Raw genomic sequence first — 23,319 nt, 5'->3', positions numbered from 1 at the left:
CTCTCAGATTACTTTTTCTGCATGTAAGGGGCAAAAGCCTCAGAACTGTACTCTTTAAAGCCTTCGTCTGTGCTCACAATCAGCAGTACCGGCAGGTTTTCTTTGTTTGCCAGTGCAATTGCCTTTTCTTCACCCATCACAGAAAACGCGGTTGCCAGCGCATCCGCTGTCATACATGACGGATGCAAAACGGTCACAGACACAACACGGTTTGTGATTGGCTTCCCGGTCTTCGGGTTAATCAGATGCGAGTAGCGTACACCATTTTCTTCAAAATAGTTACGATAATCTCCGGATGTTGCTACAGCCATTTCGACTGGCTCAATCACTTCCTGGATAGCACGGCTGCCGTCCTGAGTCGGCTTCTCGATAGCAATGCGCCATGGCACACCTTCCAGATTATTGCCTTTCAGGCGGATTTCGCCGCCAATTTCAACCAGATAATCCTGAGCACCCATGGAGGCAATATAATCTGCCACCACATCAACACCGTATCCCTTGGCAATCGATGATAAATCAACATACAGCCCAGGCAGATCTTTTATTAAAGTATTTCCGGCAACTTTCAGATGCTCAATGCCGACTTCCTTACGCCGTTCTTCCAAATCAGCATCCGTCGGGATCACCTCAGGCCGTGCTTCCGGACCAAAACTCCACAGGTTCACCAGTGGACCAACAGTCACATCCAGTGCGCCATCTGTCAGCTCAGACAAACGAATCGCTTCTTTGACGACTTTAGCCGTATCCGCTGAAACTTCAAACGGCTCGCTGCTGGTGTGCTGGTTAAATTGACTGAGCTCGGAGAGCTTACGATAGGTCGACATCTGGTCATTGACCAGTTCCAGGCGCCGATCGATCTCTTTCTGAAGTTCAGCTTCGCTTGGTAAGCCTTCCTGCTTAATCAACTTAATTGAATAGTATGTCCCCATCGTTGAGCCGTTCAGGTGAATCAGCTGACGTTGTTCGCTACAGCCACTGATAACCAGTGCCATCACCAGCAGCATCATCGCTCGGGTGAAGAGTCTTTTCATGCAAGGGATCTCCAAAATTCAGAACATATCCACTCAGACACCGGTATCACGGTGTGAGTGCTTTGGGCTCTCAAAGGATAAATCAGGGATTGGTTGACGAAAAATGGCTGACCCAGAGGATCAGCCATTCTTGAATGATGCTTCAGGCTGTCTTAGCCGCCGAAGTCATCCAGCAGGATGTTTTCATCTTCAACACCCAGGTCTTTCAGCATGCTGATAACAGCGGCATTCATCATCGGTGGACCACACATGTAGTATTCGCAGTCTTCCGGTGCTTCATGATCTTTCAGGTAGTTTTCATACAGCACGTTGTGGATGAAGCCAGTGTAACCGTCCCAGTTATCCTCAGGCATCGGATCAGACAGGGCACAGTACCACTTAAAGTTATCGTTCTCGTCTTGCAGCATGTCGAAATCTTCTACGTAGAACATTTCACGCTTAGAACGAGCACCATACCAGAAGGTCATCTTACGCTTAGAGTGCAGACGCTTCAGCTGGTCGAAGATGTGAGAACGCATAGGCGCCATACCCGCACCACCACCGATGAAGACCATTTCTGCATCTGTGTCTTTCGCGAAGAACTCACCAAACGGACCTGAAATCGTTACTTTATCACCGGCTTTCAGTGACCAGATGTAAGAAGACATGATACCTGGTGGTACATCCGGGTTACGAGGTGGCGGCGTAGCAATACGCACGTTCAGCATGATAATGCCTTCCTCTTCCGGATAGTTCGCCATTGAGTATGCACGGATTGTGTGATCATTCACTTTAGACTCGTAACGGAACAGGTTAAATTTATCCCAGTCCTCACGATACTCTTCAGGAATGTCGTAATCAGCATACTTCACATGGTGAGCAGGCGCTTCGATCTGGATGTAACCACCTGCACGGAAAGGTACAGATTCGCCATCCGGGATACCCAGCTTCAGTTCTTTGATGAAGGTTGCCTTGTTATCGTTAGAGATAACAGTACATTCCCACTTCTTCACACCAAAGATTTCTTCTGGCAGCTCGATGTCCATGTCGGCTTTCACGTTGACCTGACAGGACAGACGCTCACCTTCACGGGCTTCACCTTTAGTAATGTGATCCAGCTCAGTTGGCAGGATGTCACCGCCGCCTGATTTGATTTTCACACGGCACTGACCACATGAGCCACCACCACCGCAAGCAGAAGATACGAAAATACCGTTGCTCGCCAGCGCACCCAGAAGCTTACCACCCGCAGGGGTCGTAATCGCTTTTTCCGGGTCGTTGTTGATTAGAATAGTAATGTCACCTGATGGTACCAGCTTGGATTTAGCGAACAGGATCACTAAAACCAGAGCCAGGATAATCAAGGTAAACATAACTACGCCAAGAATAATAACATTCATGAATTATTCCTTAATATCCTGATTACAGCTGTACACCGGAGAAGGACATGAAGCCCAACGCCATAAGACCGACCGTGATAAAGGTGATACCCAGACCACGCAGGCCCGCTGGTACGTCAGCATATTTCAGCTTCTCACGGATACCCGCCAGAGCAACGATTGCCAGCATCCAGCCCACACCAGAGCCAAAACCGTATACCACAGATTCAGCAAAGTTGTAGTCACGCTGTACCATGAAGGATACGCCACCGAAGATTGCACAGTTCACGGTGATCAACGGCAGGAAGATACCTAACGCGTTGTACAGCGGCGGGAAGAAACGGTCCAGAATCATTTCCAGAATCTGTACCAGTGCCGCAATCACACCGATGAAGGTGATGAAGTTCAGGAACGTCAGGTCCACGCCTTCAGCAATTGCACCGTCTTTCAACAGCAGGTTATAAACCAGGTTGTTCACCGGCACAGAGATGGTCAGTACAACGGTAACCGCGACCCCCAAACCAAAAGAGGTTTTGACTTTCTTAGAAACCGCCAGGAATGTACACATCCCCAGGAAGAAAGACAGCGCCATGTTCTCGATGAAAATCGAGCGAACCAGTAAGCTAATATAATGTTCCATGTTTCCCTTACTCCTTCGCTTCAACTTGTTCCGGACGGAAAGTACGCAGTGTCCAGATCAGGAAGCCAATCAGGAAGAAGGCAGACGGAGCCAGCAGCATGATACCGTTTGGCTGATACCAGCCACCTTCAGAGATCAGCGGCAGCACCTGCATACCGAAAAGTTTGCCTGAGCCCAGCAGCTCACGGAAGAAACCAACCGTCAGCAGAACGAAACCGTAACCCAGACCGTTACCCACACCATCCAGCAGAGACGGCAGTGGTGCAGACTTCATGGCATATGCTTCTGCACGGCCCATCACGATACAGTTCGTGATGATCAGACCAACGAATACAGACAGCTGTTTAGAGATGTCGTAAACGTATGCTTTCAGGATCTGGTCAACCACGATAACCAGAGACGCAATAATCGCCATCTGCGCGATAATACGGACACTGCTCGGGATTTGGTTACGTACCAGAGAAACAAAGAAGTTGGAAAATGCTGTAACAAAAGTTACCGCAAGCGCCATTACAAACGCTGTTTCCAGTTTCGTGGTTACAGCCAAAGCTGAACACACGCCCAGTACCTGAAGGGCGATCGGGTTGTTACTCAGGATCGGCCCAAACAGGACTTTTTTCATTTCTTTAGTATCAGCCATTGTTCAGGCCTCCGTTACGCACTTTCGTCAGGAACGGACCAAAGCCGTTTTCGCCCAACCAGAACTTGAAGGTATTCTGCACGCCGTTACTTGTCAGAGTTGCACCTGACAGGCCGTCGATACCGTGAGCATCACCTTCAGGTGCGCCACCTTTCACGACATGGATTGCAGGTTTAAAACTGTCATCAAACAGTTTTTTGCCTTCCCACTGAGCACGCCATTTAGGGTTTTCGACTTCACCACCCAGTCCAGGAGTTTCCCCCTGCTCGTAGTAAGTGATGCCAGACACTGTGTTTCCGTCGGTTTCAACCGCAACGAATGCGTACATCATCGACCACAGGCCCTTACCATTCACAGGCAGGATCAGCTTCTGGATCTGATTGTTGTCATCTTTAACCAGATAAATCTTGGCAACGTTTGCCAGACGAATCAGCTTCGCTGGGTCACTCGCTGGATCAAGCTTCACAGACAGAGCTGGATTTTTTGCTGCATCACGCTGGTCATATTTTGCCGCGTCCATGCCGTCTACGCTATCGACGAAGTTGCCGGTTTTCAGATCAACCAGTTTTGGTTCAATGTACTGATTGTAAGTCTTACCAACATTCACACCATCTTGCAGTAAACCTGCAACAGACAGGATATTCCGTTGTACGTCCAGCTTAGCGTTATCTTGCTGCATCGGACGCAGCATAACTGCTGCTGTTGAAACCACAATCGAGCACACCAGACTCAGGGCAACAACAACGGTCAGCGTTTTCTTGATGCTATCGTTCTTACTTGACATGACGAGCCAGTCTCCGTTTGATGTTGCCTTGAATCACTGCATGGTCAAACAGCGGTGCAAACAGGTTAGCGAACAGAATCGCCAGCATCATGCCTTCCGGATACGCAGGGTTCACCACACGAATCAGAACAGCCATCACGCCGATCAATGCACCATACCACCACTTACCTTTATTGGTGAAAGCAGCAGAAACCGGGTCAGTTGCCATGAACATCATACCGAACGCAAAACCACCCAGAACCAGGTGCCAGTGCCATGGCATGCTGAACATTGCATTTGTTTCAGAACCAATGATGTTGAACAGCGTTGCAGCCGCAACCATACCGATCAGCGTACCGGCGATGATGCGCCAGGACGCAATACCCAGGTAAACAATGAAGGCACCACCGATCAGAATGAACAGCGTTGAAACTTCACCAATTGAACCAGGAATACGGCCAATGAAAGCATCCATCCAGCTAATCGCTTCGCCAGTCACAGTATTCACGACTGCAGCCTGACCACCGCTCGCCCACTGGCTCAGTGCTGTTGCACCAGAGAAACCATCGGCAGCAGTCCACACCAGATCACCAGAGATCTGAGCAGGATATGCGAAGAACAGGAAAGCACGACCAGCCAGTGCAGGGTTCAGGAAGTTACGGCCAGTACCACCGAAGACTTCTTTCGCCACAACAACACCAAAGGTAATACCCAGGGCTGCCTGCCATAAAGGCAGTGTTGGCGGCACGATCAGCGCAAACAGAATCGAGGTGACAAAGAAACCTTCGTTCACTTCGTGCTTACGGATCATACAGAACAGCACTTCCCAGAAACCACCGACGATAAATACAGTCGCGTAGATTGGCAGGAAGTAAGTTGCACCCAGCAACATTTTGCTGCCCCAGCCTGCATCAGCACCTAAGGTGCCGCCCAGCGCTTCGGTCAGCCAGTAATGCCAGTCGCCCTGAATCACTTTCACCAGTTCTGCACCGGCATACAGGTGGTTCAGACCAGCAACAGCCTGATGGCCCACGTTGTACATACCCCAGAACATTGCCGGGAATACGGCCAACCAGACCATAATCATGATACGTTTCAGGTCGATACTGTCACGTACGTGAGAGCCGGTACGGGTCACCATACCTGGGGTATAAAGCACGGTTGCAACTGCTTCGTACAGTGCAAACCACTTCTCATGCTTACCACCTGGCTCAAAGTGGTGTTCGATCTGCTCGAGGAAATTCTTGAGGCTCATGAATTACCCTTCCTTCTCAATCTTGTCCAGGCATGCACGCAGCATTGGACCGTACTCATACTTACCTGGGCACACGAAGGTACACAGCGCCAGATCTTCTTCATCCAGTTCCAGCGCACCCAGCAGTTGGGCACTATCGCTATCACCGGCGCACAGATCACGCAACAGCAGTGTTGGTTCGATGTCCAGCGGCATGACACGCTCATAGCTACCGATTGGCACCATAGAACGCTCACTACCATTGGTAGTGGTTGTCATGTTGTACAGTTGGCCTGGGAAAAATTGGCTAAAGAAAGCACGTGTTACAGAGAATTTGTTCTTACCAGGTGCGATCCAGCCCATGAACTCTTTCTCACGGCCTTCGCGCAGCGCAGTCACCTGCAGGTGGTAGCGACCCAGATATGCGTGCGAACCTGTGGCATGAATACCATTCAGCACAGAACCAGACAGAACACGCAGTTCACCGGTCAGCAGTTCACCGTCAGTCAGCTGATCAACAGAAGCACCGATCACAGTACGGACCAGACGAGGTTCATTCACAGCAGGACCCGCAAGAGAAACCACACGCTCAGCGTACAGCTCACCAGTCAGGAACAATTGACCAAAGGCAATCACATCCTGGTAGTTCAGGTGCCAGGCAACATTGTTCATGTCGGCGCCGAACAGTTTGTGGATATGTGTACCCACCAGACCCGCAGGGTGCGGACCGTTGAATACATGCTCTTCGACATTGGCTTCGTTGCTGCGCGGCAGGCTGGCGCCAGACTTACACACATAAACTTTGCCACCTGTCAGACGAGACAGAAGAGTCAGACCAGCAACAAAGGCTTCGCCTTGTTCGTTGATGATCACTTCCGGATTGGCCGCCAATGGGTTGGAATCCATTGCATTGACAAAGATCGCCTGCGTTTCAGCATCGATTGCAGGAACCTTGCTGAACGGACGCGTACGCATTGCCGTCCACATACCAGACTCCACTAACTGCTCTACAATAGCAGCGCGGTCCAGCTGTGACAGCTGCGCTTTGTCGTAACGGTTAAAGGTGATCGTTTCTTCGCCTTCGACATCGATGACGACAGACTGGAGAACACGTTTAGCACCACGATTGACTTCCACAACCTTGCCGCTGGCCGGAGCAGTATACTTCACGCCTGGGTTCTTCTTATCTTCGAAGAGCACCTGACCTTTTTTTACTACATCCCCAACGCGGACATGCATCGTTGGACGCATGCCGACGTATTCTTCGCCAAGCAAGGCGACTCGAGTGATGGCTTTGCCATCATTTATCGCCTGGGCAGGAGTCCCAGCAATTGGGATATCCAGACCCTTCTTTATTGTAATCATACGCACTTGCACTACATTAACGGGAAAAAGAACTTGTTATTGCGCAATTTAGACACGACTTTCCTTGGTCCGAAGCCGGTATCAGAAACCACCAGCACCGCAACATCCTATTTACTCTTTCATCACACAACTGGATGACGAGTATTTTCGAGGGCCGGATTTTAGCATTAATCAACTGGTTTTTACTATGGCAAACCTCGCTAATCGAACTGAAATTCAGCGATAGCTGATGTGCTAATAATCACTGTGATAGATAAATTTGACCCAACGCACACTTGCGGTGAATCCTCCGGCACTTGCCACGATCAGAGTGTTTTTCTGCTATTTACAATCCGGTATCAATTTTTCAACACCACAGGACCGTCGGTTAAACTCACGCATTCGATGTCTATAAAGCAGCAAAATTCCATGCAATTTCGCATCGATTCTGCAACATATGTTTTCACTCTCTCACACAGGTAACCACCTTTGAGATATCCGGGTGTCAGTATAGACGCCCCAGCAGAAGTCAAAGAGGTTTACACACCCGGCAAGGATAAAAAATGAACGATACGCATCTTACGCCATCATTCAGTAATCACTCACTTACCGACTTCAAACTTCAGACTGTAAAAAACCGCAAAGCTGCGGTTTTTTATCTGTCAGTCCTGAACGCCGGTATAGCTTAACTTACCCGAACTTACTGCCACCCAAACAAGCGGGTGAATCGGGTGCAGCCTGCTGCGTCTGCCACTCATCCGGTGTATAAGTGTGAATCGCCAGCGCGTGGATATGATTCGCCAGCTCATCAGCCAGAATCGTATTTATCATTCTATGGCGACCGATCAGTCGCTGACCTTCAAATTCATGACAGACAACGACGACTTTAAAGTGACTTTCAGCCCCTGCCGGCACATTGTGCATATAGCTTTCATTCACCACTTCCAGGTGAGCCGGAGATAAAGATTGCTGTAATTTTTGTTCGATACGTTCCTGGATCATACGTCCTCCTGATACGGCGCTGTCCGCTGCCTGAAAAACCATCCTGGTGAAAAATACAGCAGCGACTTGCGGAAACGACACAACAATCGGCCACAGTGTTCAGGTTAGTCTTTGCAGCTTCGCCAGCATCTGCGAAAATATTCAACCCGACAACATACCCTAAAGATAGCCTGAATGAAACCTGAGCTCACCCTGCACGGCCGCAGCCTGCAACTGCAACGTTATCCCGTCCGAAACCGAGAAACCCTGCAAGCCTGGGATGCGGCCGATGAATACCTGATTAATCAGGTTGAAGCGATGAAAGAAGCCAAGCAACTGTCCCTGAATTCAGAGCGTCCCATTGTGATCCTGAACGACAGCTTTGGTACGCTGGCCTGCTGGTTCGCTGAACAGGGACAGGTCGTTTCATCAGGCGACTCCTATATTGCGCGTAAAGCCAGTGAAGCGAATCTGGCAGACAACAATCTGCCTGCGGTGACCTTTACGGATTGCCTCGCTGCTCTGCCCGAGAATTCACAGCTGGTCTTAATCAAACTGCCAAAGAACAACCGTCTGCTGATCTGGCAACTGACGCAACTGTGCGCCGCGTTACCTGACGACTGCACAGTGATTGCGGCAGCCAAAGCCAAGGAAATCCATACTTCGACACTGAAACTGTTCGAAAAACACCTGGGACCGACCACGACGTCACTGGCTGTGAAAAAAGCCCGGTTGATTTTCTGTCAGCCAGACAAATCACTTGCGGCACAATTGCCAGCGGTTCAGCGCTGGGAAGTCCCGGAGTACAACCTGACACTGACCAATCATGCCAATGTCTTTTCCGGAGAAAGTCTGGATATCGGTGCCCGGCTGCTTCTGCAGCACATCCCTCAGGATCCGGCCCTGAAACATATCATTGATTTGGGCTGCGGAAACGGGGTGATCGGGCTGCATGCCGCGCGGCTCAATCCGGAAGCCAGCGTTACCTGTGTCGATGAAAGCTACATGGCCGCAGCATCCTGCCGTGAAAATGCTGACCTGAACCTGACGAACAACAAACAGTTGACCGCTAAAGTAGATAACTGTTTGGAAAGTATGGTAAATGATGAGGCTGATCTGGTGCTGTGTAATCCGCCGTTCCATCAGCAAAACACCATTACAGACCATATCGCCTGGCAGATGTTCTGCGATGCAAAACGCTGCCTGCGCCGTCATGGCCGGCTGATTGTGATAGGCAACCGCCATCTGGGCTATGACGGGAAACTCAAGCGCCTGTTTGCTAAAGTACATCAAATTGCTCAAAACAATAAATTTGTGGTTTATCAAGCTGAAAAATAAACCCGCTCTGAACATCCTGGCTGACTCACAGCCTGCTGAATAAGGAACACCTGGATGAAACCGCTTGTTTTTGCTGCCGCCCTGCTGACTTTGACGGCCTGTACAACGCCGACGGATACGCAACTTAACCTGCAGCCCACCCCCGCACTGGCCGCTCAGCCAAATGTACAGGGCCTGCATCTGAACCTGGAAAGCCGTGACCTTCGCACTGCGCAATTTGTTGCCTTGATCGATAACGGCGACAAAAATGTTCACCCGCTGCATGCCCGGGAAAACCTGCGTCAGACCCTGCAAACAGCGCTGTCCCGACAGCTGGAATCTCAGGGCATCCAAATCGATCACGACAGCCAGAGCACGCTGCGTCTGGATATTCTGGAAGCCATGGTCAACGTGAAGCAAAGCACGCTCAGCCACACGCTGAGCAGTAAACTGCAGCTCCAGCTGGTCCTGAACACACCCAACGGCAAATTCATCAAACGTTATGCAGGCAAGTCATCCCGGGAAGGTGCCATGGCCGCCTCGAAGGAATCGATGGAGCTGGCCATGAACGGCCTGATGGATGCTGTCCTGCGTGATATTCAGACCGATTCTGAACTGAACAGCTACATGGAGGAAAACCTGTAATGCGCCGAATTTTAACTGCAGCCCTGCTGACCCTGTCTTTTTCTGCCGCAGCCGCTACACAAGTTGCCGTAGAAACCAGTCTGGGGGAATTTGTGGTTGAGCTGAATGAAGAAAAAGCCCCTGTGACAACCAAAAACTTTCTGCGGTATGTTGAAGACGGCAGCTATGTCGGCACCATTTTTCACCGGGTGATCCCGGGGTTCATGGCACAAGGCGGAGGCTTCGATGCCGAACTGAACCGCCGTCCGAGCTACGAGCCAATCAAGAGCGAATCTGACAACGGCCTGAGCAACCAGCGAGCGACCATCGCGATGGCCCGGACGCAGGTTGCCGATTCGGCAACCCGTCAGTTCTATATCAACTACCAGAACAACACCTTTTTGGACGGTCAGCCAAACCGTCCGGGCTATGCTGTGTTCGGAAAAGTTGTGAAAGGGTTCTCAGTTATTGAAAAAATGGCCGCAGTTCCTACAACAACAGTCCGCTCAATAGGTATGAAAGATGTACCTCAGCAGCCTATAGTTATTAAAGCAATCAACGTTATCAACAAGTAGACTGACGTCCCTGGCCGTGAGTCTGCGGTCAGGTGATCCCCATGCTTAGACTTGTTTCCTCACAGCCGGATGTGCCGACAGAGCGAATTGCCCGTCACATTGCTGACCATGCCCCAGCGTTGGCGCTGTCGATGCTGGGAACCATCAACGGGGAAACCAGTTACGACTCCTTGCGGCAAACCTGTACGGAACAGCTTCATGAGTGGTGGCAGCTCTGTGTTCCCAGTGGCACGCCGGGCACAGCTTATGAATCCGTCTACTGGTACCTGCTCCACCTCATGGAATCGCTGGAAGAGCATCAGCTTCTGGGAAACTGCTTTATCCAGTTTCGGGTCACTGCGGGGGCCAAGTATCTGCTGGGCATTGGCGAAGCACCTGAAAAAATGCAGGGAATTCGTCCTTAAACACACATTTCTCTCCAGCGACGCCTCAGTTTTGACGTTCTGATGGTTTTTCTCCACCCGCCATACTGATACCTTTATATCTCTGACCTGTTTGAAGCTGCTGCCCGCACCGCGGCAACTTCCCGCAGAACGTCACGCGTTTTATTTTATGCTGAAGAGGGTCCATTCCGATGGAGCAAGCTGTTGACGACCGCCCGGGCACCGGCTGGCGTGTATATCTAGAAAAAAAAGTCCTGATCATGCTGGCGCTGGGGTTCTCATCCGGTCTGCCGATTTTGCTGGTATTCGGAACCCTGTCATTCTGGTTACGGGAAGCGGAAGTCAGCCGGACCGATATTGGCTACTTCAGTTGGGTGGCACTGGCCTACGGTTTGAAATGGGCCTGGTCCCCACTCATTGACCGCTTTCCCGTCCCGCTTTTTTCAAAACTTTTAGGACGTCGACGTGGCTGGATGGTGTTCTCACAAATGCTGATCATCGCTTCGCTGTGCGGTATGGCGATCAGTAATCCCCAGGCAGACCTCTCTCAGTTAGCCGTTTTCGCGATCATTGTCGCCATTGCGTCTGCATCACAGGACATCGTGATCGATGCTTACCGGATTGAACTGGCCACCGAGCGCTTACAGGCCGCCCTGGCTGCCGCGTATATGACAGGCTATCGTCTGGCAATGATTATGGCCGGTGCGGGTGTACTGGCTATTGCTGCGCTGTTCGGTTCAGACACCAGTTATGATCCTATCGGCTGGAAAACTGCTTATTTCATCATGGCGGGTTTAATGTCAGTCGGCTTAATTACCGCTTTGTGTATCCATGAACCTCAGCTGGATGGCAAAGCCATCGACAACCTTGAAACGGATATCCGCCTGCGTCTGCAGGATGCCAATGTCCCCTACCCGCTGGCCAGAGCCATGGCCTGGATTTACACCTCAGCGGTCATGCCTTTCCTGGATTTCTTCAGCCGCTATGGCAAAGCCGGCATGCTGTTACTGGCATTGATCGGCTGTTACCGGATTTCAGACGTTGTCATGGGAATTATGGCGAATGCCTTCTATGTCGATATGGGATTCGCAAAAAGCGAAGTTGCCACAGTTTCCAAAATCTATGGTGTGATCATGACACTGGCCGGTGCGGGCCTTGGTGGTCTGTTAATTACCCGTTACAGCACATTACGGATTCTGGCACTGGGCGCCGTGTTGTCAGCATTCACAAACCTGCTCTTCATGGCATTCACCTACATCGGAAACAGCCTGCCGATGCTGACGCTGGTCATTTCCATCGACAACCTGAGCGCCGGCATTGCGACAGCAGCCTTCATTGCCTTTATGTCGGGTCTGACCAATGTGGCGTTCTCCGCCACTCAGTATGCGCTGTTCAGCTCCATCATGTTGCTGTTCCCGAAATTCCTGGCCGGTTTCTCTGGTCTGTATGTGGATCACTTCGGCTATAACATCTTCTTCCTGAGTACCGCTTTGATTGGCCTGCCTGTACTGATCCTGATCAAAGCCGTAGAAAAACACACCCCGCATCAGGATTAATTTCTCAGTCCTGTGAACTATTTCTGGCCTGAATGTTCCAACAATTCAGGCCAGATACACCCTCACTTCCATCCCGTTTTTTCTGATTTTGTTGACGCCATGCCAGCACTTTTTGACTTTATTTGATTTCAGATAACTTTCCCCCCACCCAGAGATGAACACTTAATGACCAAACACTCATTAGGTTCGAAATATTTGCATCAAATCACGGCCAAATAGCGATCAAAATCACCTTTGTATTTTTTTGTAATCCATTACACAAGATCCAGCTCACGATCAAAAAATTAGAAGTGAAACGTTACATTCACATTCGTGACATCAAACAATACACTTCCCGCCATTGCAAACGGACTGGTTAAAAAAGTCCGGTGTCTTAATACAATTAGCGAGAGTTGACGATGCGTAAATCCCTTGTTGCACTGAGTGTACTGGCTGCTTCCCTGTCTGCTGCGACCCAAGCTGCTGATTACACCGACGGTAATATCCATAAAAACGACTACAAATGGTCTCAATTCAACCTGATGTACGCGTTTGACGAACTGCCAGGCGAATCAAGCCACGATTACCTGGAAATGGAATTCGGCGGCCGCTCTGGTATCTTCGACCTGTACGGTTACGTGGATATCTTCAATCTGACTGGTAGCCCAGACAGCGACAAAGCAAATGCTGACGCTAAAATGTTCATGAAATTCGCACCGCGTGTTTCTCTGGACGCAGTGACTGGTGCTGACCTTTCTTTCGGTCCGGTTCAAGAACTGTACATTGCTTCAGAACTGACTTGGGATGGCGTAACTACCAATGCGACTAAAGGCACTTTTGGTGTAAACAACTACAAAGTTGGTCTGGGTTCAGACGTGATTGTACCTTGGTTGGGCAAAATTGGCCTGAACCTGTACAAAACATACGACATGAACGCAAAAGACTGGAACGGTTACCAGATCTCGACCAACTGGTTCAAACCTTTCTACACCTTCGACAACGGCAGCTTTATGTCTTACCAGGGTTACATTGATTATCAGTTCGCTATGAACGATGACAACAAAAACCTGAACACTGCCAACGGCGGTGCAATGTTCAACGGTATCTACTGGCACTCTGACCGTTATGCAGTGGGTTACGGTCTGAAAGCTTACCAAGACGTATACGGTCTGAAAGACGGTGGCTGGGCAGGCAAAACATCTGGTGTCAGCCACTACGTGAGCGTGACTTACAAGTTCTAAGGTCGCGTCACAGGACACGATTTCTTTTCAGCAAAGGCGCCTTCAGGCGCCTTTGTTTTTTCTTTCCCATTCCTGAGACAACTTTTCTCTGCTTCTCGGCCCTGCTTTGTACTTCATTTTCTTCAGAAATTTCCACAGCCTGCGTCACATGGGCGTCTGACAGATATTTTCCGGTCCTGCCGGTAAGGCATCCCACCCGCAATACACTAATCTTTTAAGTTAGACATTGTCTTTCTGTTTAGAAACAAGCCTCTGTCGACAAGCAACAAGCAATGGCATCGATAAACGATAAGTGAGAACGCCAACATGAAACAGACACCGTTAGCTTTGGCTCTTGGAGCTGCACTTGTTGTCCCCGGAATCAGCCTCGCCGCAGATTACACCGATGGCGATATCCATAAAAACGACTACAAATGGTTCCAGTTCAACCTGATGTACGCTCTGGAAGAATACCCCCGCGCACCTGATGACCCATCCGGTCACGATTACCTGGAAATGGAATTTGGCGGCCGCTCCGGCATTTTTGATCTCTACGGCTATGTCGATTTCTTTGACCTGACCGAAAGCGGTGCCAGTGATAAAAAAGACCGGCCGAAAATGTTCATGAAATTTGCTCCCCGGGTTTCACTGGATGCCCTCACAAACACGGACCTGTCTTTCGGCCCAGTGCAGGAACTTTATTTCGCGACCCTGTTCAACTGGGGCGGTGGTGCCCAGGATGTCAACAACTCCTTCTGGGGCATCGGTTCCGACATCATGGTGCCCTGGTTCGGCAAAGTCGGCCTGAACCTGTATGGCCTGTATGACGTAAATGCGAAAGCCTGGAATGGTTATCAGGTTTCCACCAACTGGTTCAAGCCCTTTTACACCTTTGAAAATGGTTCATTTATCTCTTATCAAGGCTACATTGATTACCAGTTTGGTGCCGACACTGAATTTCAGGGTAATCCGCAGGCAACGCATGGCGGGAACTGGTTCAACGGCCTTTACTGGCACTCAGACCGTTTCTCTGTCGGTTACGGCCTGAAGCTCTTCTATGATGTCTATCTGATTAAAGATTCAGACACATTTGAATCCACCGGCCCGTCTCATTATTTCTCGGTCACTTATAAATTCTGATTGGCCGTCCCCGTAATCGTCCGGATCAGCTCCTGCTCATCCGGACTTTCTCTTTCCCCTTTGATTTATCAACCGTTACAATAACGAACAATGATTCCTTTCCGGACAGGACTTAAGGTGAAGATTTCTCTGGTTGGAGCAGGTGCAATTGGCAGCCTCTGGGCTGGCGCACTGGCAAAACAAGGCCATCAATTACATCTTTGGCGGCGTCAGCCCGGCAATACGTACACACTGAACTGGCAGGATGTCCATTCCTCCCGGGAAGATACTTTCTTTTTTGACAGCAATCAGCCTGCACAACTGGCAGACAGTGATGTTGTTTTCATCACAGTCAAAGCCTTTCAGGTCGCAGACGCAGTCACCACCCTTTTACCCTGGCTCAGTGCAGACACACCAGTCATCATCATGCATAACGGGATGGGAACAGAAGACGAAGTGCTGTCACTGCTGCCGGACAATCCGGTGTTATACGCCACCACCGCTCAGGCTGCCTTCCGTCCGGACCCGCATTCTGTCCGCCATACCGGTAACGGCCCGACTTATCTCGGCGGCGTCAACCCGGCTGGCCAGGCCTGCTCAGGTCTTGCAGAACTCCTGCACACTGCACTTCCGCCCTGTCACTGGCAGACTGATATTCACGAACCTCAATGGCAGAAGCTCGCCATCAACTGTGCAATCAACCCGCTGACAGCGATTCACCAGTGCCGGAACGGTGAATTATCCGAAACACGGTATGCCGATGAACTGACCGCTGTCTGCCATGAAGTTTCTGCTGTGATGACTGCTGCGGGTTATCCGATTGATACTGTGACACTCAGGCAACGGGTGATGAAGGTCATTGAAGCAACCGCAGCTAACTATTCTTCTATGCAGCAGGATGTCGCTCACCAGCGACCGACAGAAATTGATGCCATTACCGGCTTTCTGATCCGGCAAGCGAACCATTTTCAGATTGCCACACCAGCCAACACCCGACTGTGGCAACACATTAAAGACTTGGAGCAACACTATGACTAACGCCTATCAACCCGCTGACCAAGCCCTGAAAGTCGCGCTTTGTATCGCCCCCGGCAGCGAAGAAATGGAAGTCATCAACACGGCCGATATTCTGATTCGTGCCGGAATGCAACTCACCATTGCCAGCGCCGCTGAAGACGGTTCGCTGGCGGTGAAAGGCTCGCGGGGGATTACCCTGACGGCAGACTGTCCGCTGGTCGATATTGCTGATGAGCCCTTTGACTGTGTCGTGCTGCCCGGCGGTCTGCCCGGCGCAGAATATCTGCGCGACAGCACGCTGGTGGTAGAATTTGTGAAGCAGCATAAATACGACGGTAAACTGGTCGCAGCCATCTGTGCGGCCCCGGTGATTGTCCTAGAACATCATGGGCTGTATCCGGAAGCGCTGATGACCGCACATCCGGCTTTTGTCGAACGTATTCCGGAAGACCGCCGCCGAGCCGGACGCCGAGTCATGTTTGATGTGAACAACAATCTGCTGACCAGCCAGGCTCCCGGTACATCACAGGAATTCGCACTGGAAATCATCACATTGCTGATGGGCAAATCCAAAACGGCCGAAGTTGCCGAACCTATGGTGATGTGGCCAAGCATGTGCTTCGACGTCATCGGGGGCAAAGCCTGATCCCGGACACACTGACAAGACCGTTCACACAAAAAAAGCGAGATCCGGAGATCTCGCTTTCTTCAGTGATATGTCTGTCCTGACCCGTTACGGGCGGTAGACTTTCACGTTCTCGAAACCATTTTCTTTCAGGTACAGCGCCTGTAAACGGCTCATCACACCGCGGGCACAGTACAGCAGGTACGTTTTGTCCTGCGGCAGATCACCGAACTGAGTTGCCAGTTTGTAGAATGGCAGGTGTTTCACTTCCACACCTTCAATCTCCAGCGGATTTTCATCCTCTTCGTCCGGGCTGCGAATATCCAGCACCGTACTGTTGCCATCAATCTGATCCACCAGCTCAATTTCCGGCGCCTGAGCCTGGCTCTCTTTCTCGATGTCACGGATGTCCATCACCCGGGCTTCGCTCACCACGCGATCCAGCACTGCAAAGTCAAACTTGGCTTCTTCAGCTTCCAGTTTCTCCTTCACGGCTTTCACCGTCGGGCTCTTGGAAATAACACCACAGAATTCCGGCATGGTCTTGGCGAAATCTTCAGTGCCGATATCACGCGCCACATTGATGATGTCTTCTTTGTCCCAGTTGATCAGCGGACGCAGGATCAGCGTATCGGTCACATTATCGATATGACGCAGGTTCGTCAGCGTCTGACTGGACACCTGCCCCAGGGCCTCACCGGTCACCAGCGCCTGAATCCCGAAACGTTCCGCAACCTGAGCAGCGGCACGCATGAACATCCGCTTGAGCACGACGCCCATCTGGCCGTCATCCACGTTTTCCAGAATTTCAGCCACGACCGGTTCAAAATCAATCGCAATGAATTTCACCTTGGCCGAAGAACCGAATTTCTTCCACAGGTAATGAGATACCTGCTTCACGCCGATTTCGTGTGCCGGGCCACCCAGGTTGAAGAAGCAGTAATGCACCTTACTGCCGCGCTTGATATGCAGGTAGCTGGACACACCCGAGTCAAAGCCACCGGAAATCAGGCTCAGCACGTCTTCCTGAGTCCCCAGCGGGAAGCCCCCCAAGCCTTTGTGGCGGGCCAGGATCTGGTTCAGCTTTTCGCCTTCCACTTCGATCTGTACCGTCACCTGAGGATTTTTCAGCTGCACCTTGGCGCTTTCAATGGCCTGATTCAGACCACCGCCGACATAACGTTCCAGTTCAATCGAGGTGAAATCATGCTTCCCGGTCCGTTTGGCTCGAACGCAAAACGTTTTACCGTCCAGCTGATCAGCCACATGAGCCAGTGTCTGTTCATAGATATCGTGCATGTCCGTGAAGCTGGTCTGCTTCACTTCCAGGACATGATGAATGCCCGGCGTCTGCGTCAGCACGGTCAGAACCTGCTCGCGAAGGCTGTCGTCCTTCACGGTAACTTCGATATAACTGCGACGGTTATAGACCGCCACTTGATCGGACAGGCGCTGAAGAATAATGCGGATATTGCACTCCAGGATTTTGGTAAAGCGCTTCCGCACTGATTCACTCTTTACAAAAATCTCAGGATGGGGCTTTACAATAAATTTCATAACATGCTTCGCTTCACAGGGCCTAACTAAAGGCGCGGATTATACAGCAAGCAAGCGGTCGCTGAAATACAAAGGATTATCAGAATCATAGTGAGGGCAGACATTTCAGGCCAGACAGAGTGCTCAGACAACCGCTGCGCTCAGCCATGGGCTGTCCGGCACTGAGCCGGACAGCCTCCGATTCCTTACTCAGAGTGTAGGCTTAATTTGAAGGGACGGCAGATTCACCTGCCGGGTCACTGGTCAGTTCATTGGAGAAATGCGGTTTACCCTGCATGATCGCAATCTCAACCCTGCGGTTCAGTTTGCGTCCTTCCGCAGTATCATTGCTTTCCAGCGGCACAGTGTCTGCCAGACCCAGCACCCGCATCCGGTTGTGATCAAAACCGGTCACTTTTTCCATCTCCTGCGCGACCGATACAGCCCGCTGCGCAGACAGATCCCAGTTGGATCGGTAAAGCTCCGAATCCAGACGCTGATTATCCGTGTGACCGGAGACCGTAATCACACCCGGCACATCTTTCACCAGGTCCGCCACCTGGCGCACCAGCGGACGGAATTTCGGCTGCAGAAACGCAGAGCCTTCCGGGAAAGCACCTTTCTCACGGATACGAATCACCACCTGCTGCCCGAGGTTTTCCACCTCAATCAGATTTTCCTGAATTTCACGCTCCAGCGCGGTTTCCAGAATATCGGCCAGCTGCTGCTGTGCCTGCGTCATTTCCGACTGGGTGTTCTGGTTCATCTGTGTGGCGGTATGCTCAGAGCGACCACCGGTCAGCTTACCGGCTTCGCGTTTGGTCCCGCCAGCCTTCTGCGATTCCCCCTCATGGAAGTCCAGCGTCCGCTGCGTCATGTCAATCGTCTGCTGCATGATGACTTCAATCGGGGTCGGTTCCGGCCTGCCCGGACGAAATTCCTGAGCAATGACACTGGTCCCTTTCGGAATATCCTTCACTTCCACCATATTCTGGACCCCGAAAGCAAATTTCAGGGATCCGGCAATCTGCTTGAACTTCAGAACGTCCATTTCTGAAAAAGACAGCAAAAGCACAAAGAAACACATCAGCAGGGTCGCCAGATCGGCAAAGGTTGCCATCCAGGCTGGCGCCCCTTTTTTACAGTTGCACTCGAGCTCGTCCATCAGACACCTCCTTATTCATCAACGTCGATACGACGCTGTTTTTCGTGGAGGTAGTTTTTCAGGAAGCCGTCAATCACACGCGGGTTCTGACCGTCCTGAATTGCCAGCACGCCATCAAGAATCAACCGACGGTTCAGACGTTCCTCGTTTTTACGCAAGGACAGCTTATCCGCAATCGGAATCGCCACCATGTTAGCCAGCACAGAACCATACAGGGTGGTCAGCAGTGCAACCGCCATCGCAGGACCGATCGACTTCGGATCATCCATATTGGTCAGCATGGCGACCAGACCGATCAGTGTCCCGATCATCCCCATTGCCGGGGCAACATCACCCATTGCAGTGAAAATACCGATACCACGCTCATGACGTTCATTGGTAAGCGAAATATCTTTCTGCAATGTCGAACGCACCACATCTGCATCATGACCATCCACCAGCAAATCAATGCCTTTACGCAGGAAGCTGTTATTAACTTCCATCTCTTCAAGAGCCAGAAACCCCCCTTTACGGGCGGCATCAGCCATCTCTACGATCTTAGCAATCAAATCTTCCGGGTCGTCCGTTTTGAACATAAACGCCTTGGCCGCAATTTTGGCTGCACCAAAAAACTGCGACAGACTGTACTTCATCAGGACAACAAATAACGTCCCGCAAAATACAATCAGAACCGAAGGCATGTTAAAAAAGATATCCAGGCTACCGCCCAGCAGCATCGCCATGATGACGAAAGCAAAGGCACCGACTAAACCTATGAGGGTTGCCAAATCCACGGCTCACTCCTATGTAATTTTTTTTCTTTCCGGCCAACTCGCACTGGCGCCATTCTAACTTACTCACCCTGTATCGGCATCTTTGGATTTTGGTTTAGCACGGATTCAACCCCGGTTTTGTGCTCTGCTGGGAAAAAAAACACATTCCTTCTCAAGCCCGTGTCAGCGCCCCCTGAAAATCTGCCCTGGCAATTTCAGCCGGCAAACGGAAAACCATAAAAATAACACTGTAATGCGCACACTTCCCTGTGCCATAATTTGACCCGGCCTAGCCTGTGCGCTATTTTCCCCTCATTTTCCGAGCGTACACCTGACCGCGCTCTCAACCCAATCAATGGACCGGATATGGCAACCAAAAAACCAGAAAATATGGCCTTTGAAGAAGCCATGAATGAACTCGATGTCATTGTCAACGAGCTGGAATCCGGTGAAATCCCTTTGGAAGACGCGCTGAAAAAATTCGAGCGCGGAATTGCCCTGGCACGCAACAGCCAGCAGAAACTGACCCAGGCTGAACAGCGTGTCGAAATTCTGCTACAAGCTGATGACAATGCGCCACTGACGGACTTTGACCCGAGCGATGACTAACAGCCTTTCCCAACAGTTGGCCTTCTTTGCGGCCCGTAATAATGAACAACTGGAACACTGGCTGACCCGGCAGCCGTTTGCTGAACAGCCGCTGGTTCAGGCCATGCGCCATGGTACGTTGCTGGGCGGAAAACGAGCCCGTCCTTTCCTGACCTATGTGACCGGTCAGATGCTGGGTGCCGAAATCAGTGACCTGGATGCACCGGCAGCCGCCGTCGAATGTGTCCATGCTTACTCTCTGATCCATGACGATTTACCCGCCATGGACGACGATAACCTGCGCCGTGGTCAACCAACCTGTCACATTGCTTTTGACGAAGCGACAGCAATCCTGGCCGGAGATGCTCTGCAAACGCTGGCATTTGAAATTCTGGCCTGCGGACAACTCAGTGATGCAGGTAACAGCCAGCGTATCGCCATGGTTCGCGAGCTTGCTCTCGCTGCAGGGGCTTCCGGAATGTGTGCCGGACAGGCACTGGATCTAGCGGCGGAGAAAAAGCAGGTCGGTCTCACTCAACTGGAAAGCATCCACCGCCATAAAACCGGTGCCCTGATCCGTTGTGCCATCCGTCTGGGTGCACTGGCTGCCGGAGACAAAGGCGTCGCCGTTCTGCCGCAGCTCGATCAGTATGCCAATGCAATTGGCCTGGCTTTTCAGGTACAGGACGACATTCTGGACGTGATCAGCGACACTCAGACACTGGGGAAACCCCAGGGCTCGGATTTAGCACTGGAGAAAAGCACTTATCCTGCCCTGCTCGGACTGGAAGGTGCACAGAAAAAAGCACAGCAGCTGTATCAGGAAGCCCTACAAGCTCTGGAAGCAATCCCCTACAATACAGATTCACTCGAAGTTTTTGCCCGATACGTTATCGAGCGCAACAACTAAAAACAGTATAAGCGCCGACATGTTATGACACTGGATATTTCAAAGTACCCGCATTTGGCTTTAGCCAACACACCGGACGAACTCCGTTTACTGCCGGTGGAAAGTCTGCCTGCTCTCTGTGAAGAGCTGCGGACATACCTGCTCAGATCGGTGAGCCAGTCCAGTGGACACTTTGCCTCTGGACTCGGTGCCGTCGAGCTGACGGTTGCCCTGCATTATGTATACAACACCCCGTTTGATCATCTGATCTGGGACGTTGGACACCAGGCTTATCCCCATAAAATTCTGACCGGCCGCCGGGAGCAGATGAATACCATCCGCCAGAAAGACGGCCTGCACCCGTTCCCATGGCGTGGAGAAAGTGAATACGACGTTCTGTCCGTCGGACACTCTTCCACCTCCATCAGTGCCGGACTGGGGATGGCGATCGCAGCCGAGCGTGAAGGACAGGGCCGTAAAGTCGTCAGCGTGATTGGCGATGGCGCGATCACCGCTGGTATGGCATTTGAAGCCATGAACCATGCCGGTGATGTCCACAGCGACATGCTGGTGATTCTGAATGACAACGAAATGTCGATTTCTGAAAACGTCGGCGCTCTGAATAACCACCTGGCCCGCCTGCTGTCCGGCAACTTTTACACCAGTATCCGCGAAGGCAGTAAAAAAGTCCTGTCCGGCGCACCGCCGATTAAAGAACTCGTCCGCCGCGCTGAAGAACACCTGAAAGGCATGGTCGTTCCGGGCACTATGTTTGAGGAACTGGGATTCAACTACATTGGCCCGATTGACGGTCACGATGTACAGGAACTGGTCCGCACCCTGAAAAATATGCGGAACCTGAAAGGCCCGCAGTTCCTGCACATCATGACTAAAAAAGGCAAAGGCTACGCGCCTGCAGAAGCCGACCCGATCAACTACCATGCTGTGCCGAAATTCGATCTGAGCGAAAATCCGCTGCCAAAAGCAAAAAGCAGCAAGCCGACGTTCTCGAACATCTTCGGCGACTGGCTGTGCGATATGGCGGCTCAGGACGATAAACTCATGGCCATCACGCCAGCCATGCGTGAAGGCTCGGGCATGGTCCGTTTTTCCAAAGAATACCCGAATCAGTATTTTGACGTGGCGATTGCCGAGCAGCACGCAGTGACGCTGGCAACCGGGATGGCCATTGGCGGGTATCACCCGGTCGTTGCAATCTACTCAACGTTCCTGCAGCGCGGTTATGATCAGCTGATCCATGACGTGGCAATTATGGATCTGCCGGTCATGTTCGCCATTGACCGTGGTGGTCTGGTCGGTGCCGATGGTCAGACCCATCAGGGTGCCTTCGATCTCAGCTATCTGCGCTGTATTCCGAACATGGTGATCATGGCACCGAGCGATGAAAACGAGTGCCGTCAGATGCTCTATACCGGCCACTTGCATCAGGGACCGAGTGCCGTTCGCTATCCGCGTGGCAGCGCGTCTGGCGTAACGCCGGATACGACCATGACCGCACTCGAACTGGGTAAAGGCGTGATTCGTCGTCAGGGCGAAACCGTTGCCATTCTGAACTTCGGCACGACCCTGAGCTCTGCACTGGAAGCCGCAGAGAACCTGAATGCGACGGTTGCAGACATGCGTTTCGTGAAACCACTGGACGAAGCTCTGATCCGTGAACTGGCAGACAGCCATGATGTGTTGGTGACCGTGGAAGAAAATGCGATTGCCGGGGGCGCAGGTTCAGGGGTGATTGAATTCCTGATGAAAGAGAAACGCCTCAAACCTGTGTTGCAAATTGGTTTACCGGACAAATTTATCCATCAGGGCACTCAGGCTGAGTTACATGCAGAGCTTGAGATCGACGGCCCGGGTATCGAGGCGCAAATCCGCCGGTATCTGGACTAATAATTCCTGCCGTTCAGCCAGATGAATACAAAAACGGACCGGGTACAAACCGGTCCGTTTTCTTTTACGCAATCA

23 protein-coding genes are annotated in these 23,319 nt (G+C 51.4%); 12 read left to right on the top strand and 11 right to left on the bottom strand.

What is annotated here, in order from left to right; all coding sequences use genetic code 11:
• Nucleotides 1-8 precede the first annotated feature (8 nt).
• From L4174_RS04020 to bolA, 8 genes are all read right to left on the bottom strand, one after another.
• Complete coding sequence (locus tag L4174_RS04020) at nucleotides 9-1,031, bottom strand: FAD:protein FMN transferase (protein ID WP_248143519.1); 1,023 nt, start codon at nucleotides 1,029-1,031, stop codon at nucleotides 9-11.
• A gap of 152 nt (nucleotides 1,032-1,183) precedes the next feature.
• Nucleotides 1,184-2,410 carry an NADH:ubiquinone reductase (Na(+)-transporting) subunit F gene (nqrF, locus tag L4174_RS04015; protein WP_248143518.1) on the bottom strand — a complete coding sequence of 409 codons (1,227 nt, stop codon included), beginning with the start codon at nucleotides 2,408-2,410 and terminating at the stop codon, nucleotides 1,184-1,186.
• Between the two features lie 22 nt (nucleotides 2,411-2,432).
• Nucleotides 2,433-3,029, bottom strand: a complete 597-nt coding sequence (gene nqrE / locus L4174_RS04010) for an NADH:ubiquinone reductase (Na(+)-transporting) subunit E (RefSeq protein ID WP_248143517.1) — start codon at nucleotides 3,027-3,029, stop codon at nucleotides 2,433-2,435.
• A 7-nt stretch (nucleotides 3,030-3,036) separates the two neighbouring features.
• Nucleotides 3,037-3,669 (bottom strand): NADH:ubiquinone reductase (Na(+)-transporting) subunit D, encoded by a 633-nt coding sequence (locus L4174_RS04005; protein ID WP_248143516.1) that lies wholly within the window; start codon nucleotides 3,667-3,669, stop codon nucleotides 3,037-3,039.
• Entirely contained in the window at nucleotides 3,662-4,453 is a 792-nt protein-coding gene (locus L4174_RS04000) for a Na(+)-translocating NADH-quinone reductase subunit C (RefSeq protein WP_248143515.1), read from the bottom strand. The genes L4174_RS04005 and L4174_RS04000 overlap by 8 nt, the downstream gene beginning before the upstream one ends.
• Complete coding sequence (locus L4174_RS03995; protein ID WP_248143514.1) at nucleotides 4,443-5,687, bottom strand: NADH:ubiquinone reductase (Na(+)-transporting) subunit B; 1,245 nt, start codon at nucleotides 5,685-5,687, stop codon at nucleotides 4,443-4,445. The genes L4174_RS04000 and L4174_RS03995 overlap by 11 nt, the downstream gene beginning before the upstream one ends.
• Before the next feature lie 3 nt (nucleotides 5,688-5,690).
• Nucleotides 5,691-7,031, bottom strand: a complete 1,341-nt coding sequence (locus L4174_RS03990) for a Na(+)-translocating NADH-quinone reductase subunit A (RefSeq protein ID WP_248143513.1) — start codon at nucleotides 7,029-7,031, stop codon at nucleotides 5,691-5,693.
• A 669-nt stretch (nucleotides 7,032-7,700) separates the two neighbouring features.
• A complete protein-coding gene (gene bolA / locus L4174_RS03985) occupies nucleotides 7,701-8,012 on the bottom strand; it encodes a transcriptional regulator BolA (protein WP_248143512.1) in 312 nt (103 codons plus the stop codon).
• A 174-nt stretch (nucleotides 8,013-8,186) separates the two neighbouring features.
• On the opposite strand from bolA, the gene L4174_RS03980 reads away from it, so the two are divergent.
• From L4174_RS03980 to L4174_RS03940, 9 genes are all read left to right on the top strand, one after another.
• Nucleotides 8,187-9,329, top strand: coding sequence for a methyltransferase (locus L4174_RS03980; RefSeq protein WP_248143511.1), 1,143 nt, complete (start codon nucleotides 8,187-8,189; stop codon nucleotides 9,327-9,329).
• 54 nt (nucleotides 9,330-9,383) lie between these two features.
• Nucleotides 9,384-9,953: a YajG family lipoprotein gene (locus tag L4174_RS03975; RefSeq protein ID WP_248143509.1), complete on the top strand. Its 570-nt coding sequence runs from the start codon at nucleotides 9,384-9,386 to the stop codon at nucleotides 9,951-9,953.
• On the top strand, nucleotides 9,953-10,507 hold the full coding sequence (locus tag L4174_RS03970; RefSeq protein WP_248143508.1) for a peptidylprolyl isomerase: 555 nt from the start codon (nucleotides 9,953-9,955) through the stop codon (nucleotides 10,505-10,507). The genes L4174_RS03975 and L4174_RS03970 overlap by 1 nt, the downstream gene beginning before the upstream one ends.
• A gap of 41 nt (nucleotides 10,508-10,548) precedes the next feature.
• A complete protein-coding gene (locus tag L4174_RS03965; protein WP_248143507.1) occupies nucleotides 10,549-10,911 on the top strand; it encodes a hypothetical protein in 363 nt (120 codons plus the stop codon).
• A gap of 170 nt (nucleotides 10,912-11,081) precedes the next feature.
• Nucleotides 11,082-12,446, top strand: coding sequence for an AmpG family muropeptide MFS transporter (locus L4174_RS03960; protein ID WP_248143506.1), 1,365 nt, complete (start codon nucleotides 11,082-11,084; stop codon nucleotides 12,444-12,446).
• Between the two features lie 398 nt (nucleotides 12,447-12,844).
• A complete protein-coding gene (locus L4174_RS03955) occupies nucleotides 12,845-13,666 on the top strand; it encodes an outer membrane protein OmpK (protein ID WP_248143505.1) in 822 nt (273 codons plus the stop codon).
• 306 nt (nucleotides 13,667-13,972) lie between these two features.
• On the top strand, nucleotides 13,973-14,785 hold the full coding sequence (locus tag L4174_RS03950) for an outer membrane protein OmpK (protein WP_248143504.1): 813 nt from the start codon (nucleotides 13,973-13,975) through the stop codon (nucleotides 14,783-14,785).
• Nucleotides 14,786-14,902: 117 nt separating this feature from the next.
• Complete coding sequence (gene panE, locus L4174_RS03945; protein WP_248143503.1) at nucleotides 14,903-15,802, top strand: 2-dehydropantoate 2-reductase; 900 nt, start codon at nucleotides 14,903-14,905, stop codon at nucleotides 15,800-15,802.
• Nucleotides 15,795-16,427: a DJ-1 family glyoxalase III gene (locus L4174_RS03940; RefSeq protein ID WP_248143502.1), complete on the top strand. Its 633-nt coding sequence runs from the start codon at nucleotides 15,795-15,797 to the stop codon at nucleotides 16,425-16,427. Before panE ends, L4174_RS03940 begins: the two co-directional genes overlap by 8 nt.
• Nucleotides 16,428-16,514: 87 nt before the next feature.
• On the opposite strand, the gene thiI is transcribed toward L4174_RS03940, so the two are convergent.
• The 3 genes from thiI to pomA form a co-directional block, all read right to left on the bottom strand.
• Nucleotides 16,515-17,963 carry a tRNA uracil 4-sulfurtransferase ThiI gene (gene thiI, locus L4174_RS03935; protein WP_248143500.1) on the bottom strand — a complete coding sequence of 483 codons (1,449 nt, stop codon included), beginning with the start codon at nucleotides 17,961-17,963 and terminating at the stop codon, nucleotides 16,515-16,517.
• 202 nt (nucleotides 17,964-18,165) lie between these two features.
• Entirely contained in the window at nucleotides 18,166-19,107 is a 942-nt protein-coding gene (locus L4174_RS03930) for a flagellar motor protein MotB (protein WP_248143498.1), read from the bottom strand.
• 11 nt (nucleotides 19,108-19,118) lie between these two features.
• The gene (pomA, locus tag L4174_RS03925; RefSeq protein ID WP_248143496.1) at nucleotides 19,119-19,880 is read right to left on the bottom strand and encodes a flagellar motor protein PomA; all 762 of its coding nucleotides are present in this window, start codon (nucleotides 19,878-19,880) and stop codon (nucleotides 19,119-19,121) included.
• 345 nt (nucleotides 19,881-20,225) lie between these two features.
• Between pomA and xseB the strand changes: the two genes are divergently transcribed.
• Genes xseB through dxs form a run of 3 tightly spaced genes read left to right on the top strand, consistent with a single transcriptional unit; the run spans nucleotide 20,226 to nucleotide 23,244 of the window.
• Nucleotides 20,226-20,468, top strand: a complete 243-nt coding sequence (gene xseB / locus L4174_RS03920; RefSeq protein ID WP_248143494.1) for an exodeoxyribonuclease VII small subunit — start codon at nucleotides 20,226-20,228, stop codon at nucleotides 20,466-20,468.
• Entirely contained in the window at nucleotides 20,461-21,357 is an 897-nt protein-coding gene (ispA, locus tag L4174_RS03915; protein ID WP_248143492.1) for a (2E,6E)-farnesyl diphosphate synthase, read from the top strand. Before xseB ends, ispA begins: the two co-directional genes overlap by 8 nt.
• A gap of 24 nt (nucleotides 21,358-21,381) precedes the next feature.
• Complete coding sequence (dxs, locus tag L4174_RS03910) at nucleotides 21,382-23,244, top strand: 1-deoxy-D-xylulose-5-phosphate synthase (protein WP_248143490.1); 1,863 nt, start codon at nucleotides 21,382-21,384, stop codon at nucleotides 23,242-23,244.
• Nucleotides 23,245-23,319 lie beyond the last annotated feature (75 nt).

The sequence above is a fragment of the Photobacterium sp. CCB-ST2H9 genome, from assembly GCF_023151555.2.
GTDB lineage: Bacteria > Pseudomonadota > Gammaproteobacteria > Enterobacterales > Vibrionaceae > Photobacterium.
The sequence above is the reverse complement of the archived record's forward strand: the minus strand, read 5'-3'. Positions and strand labels throughout refer to the sequence as shown.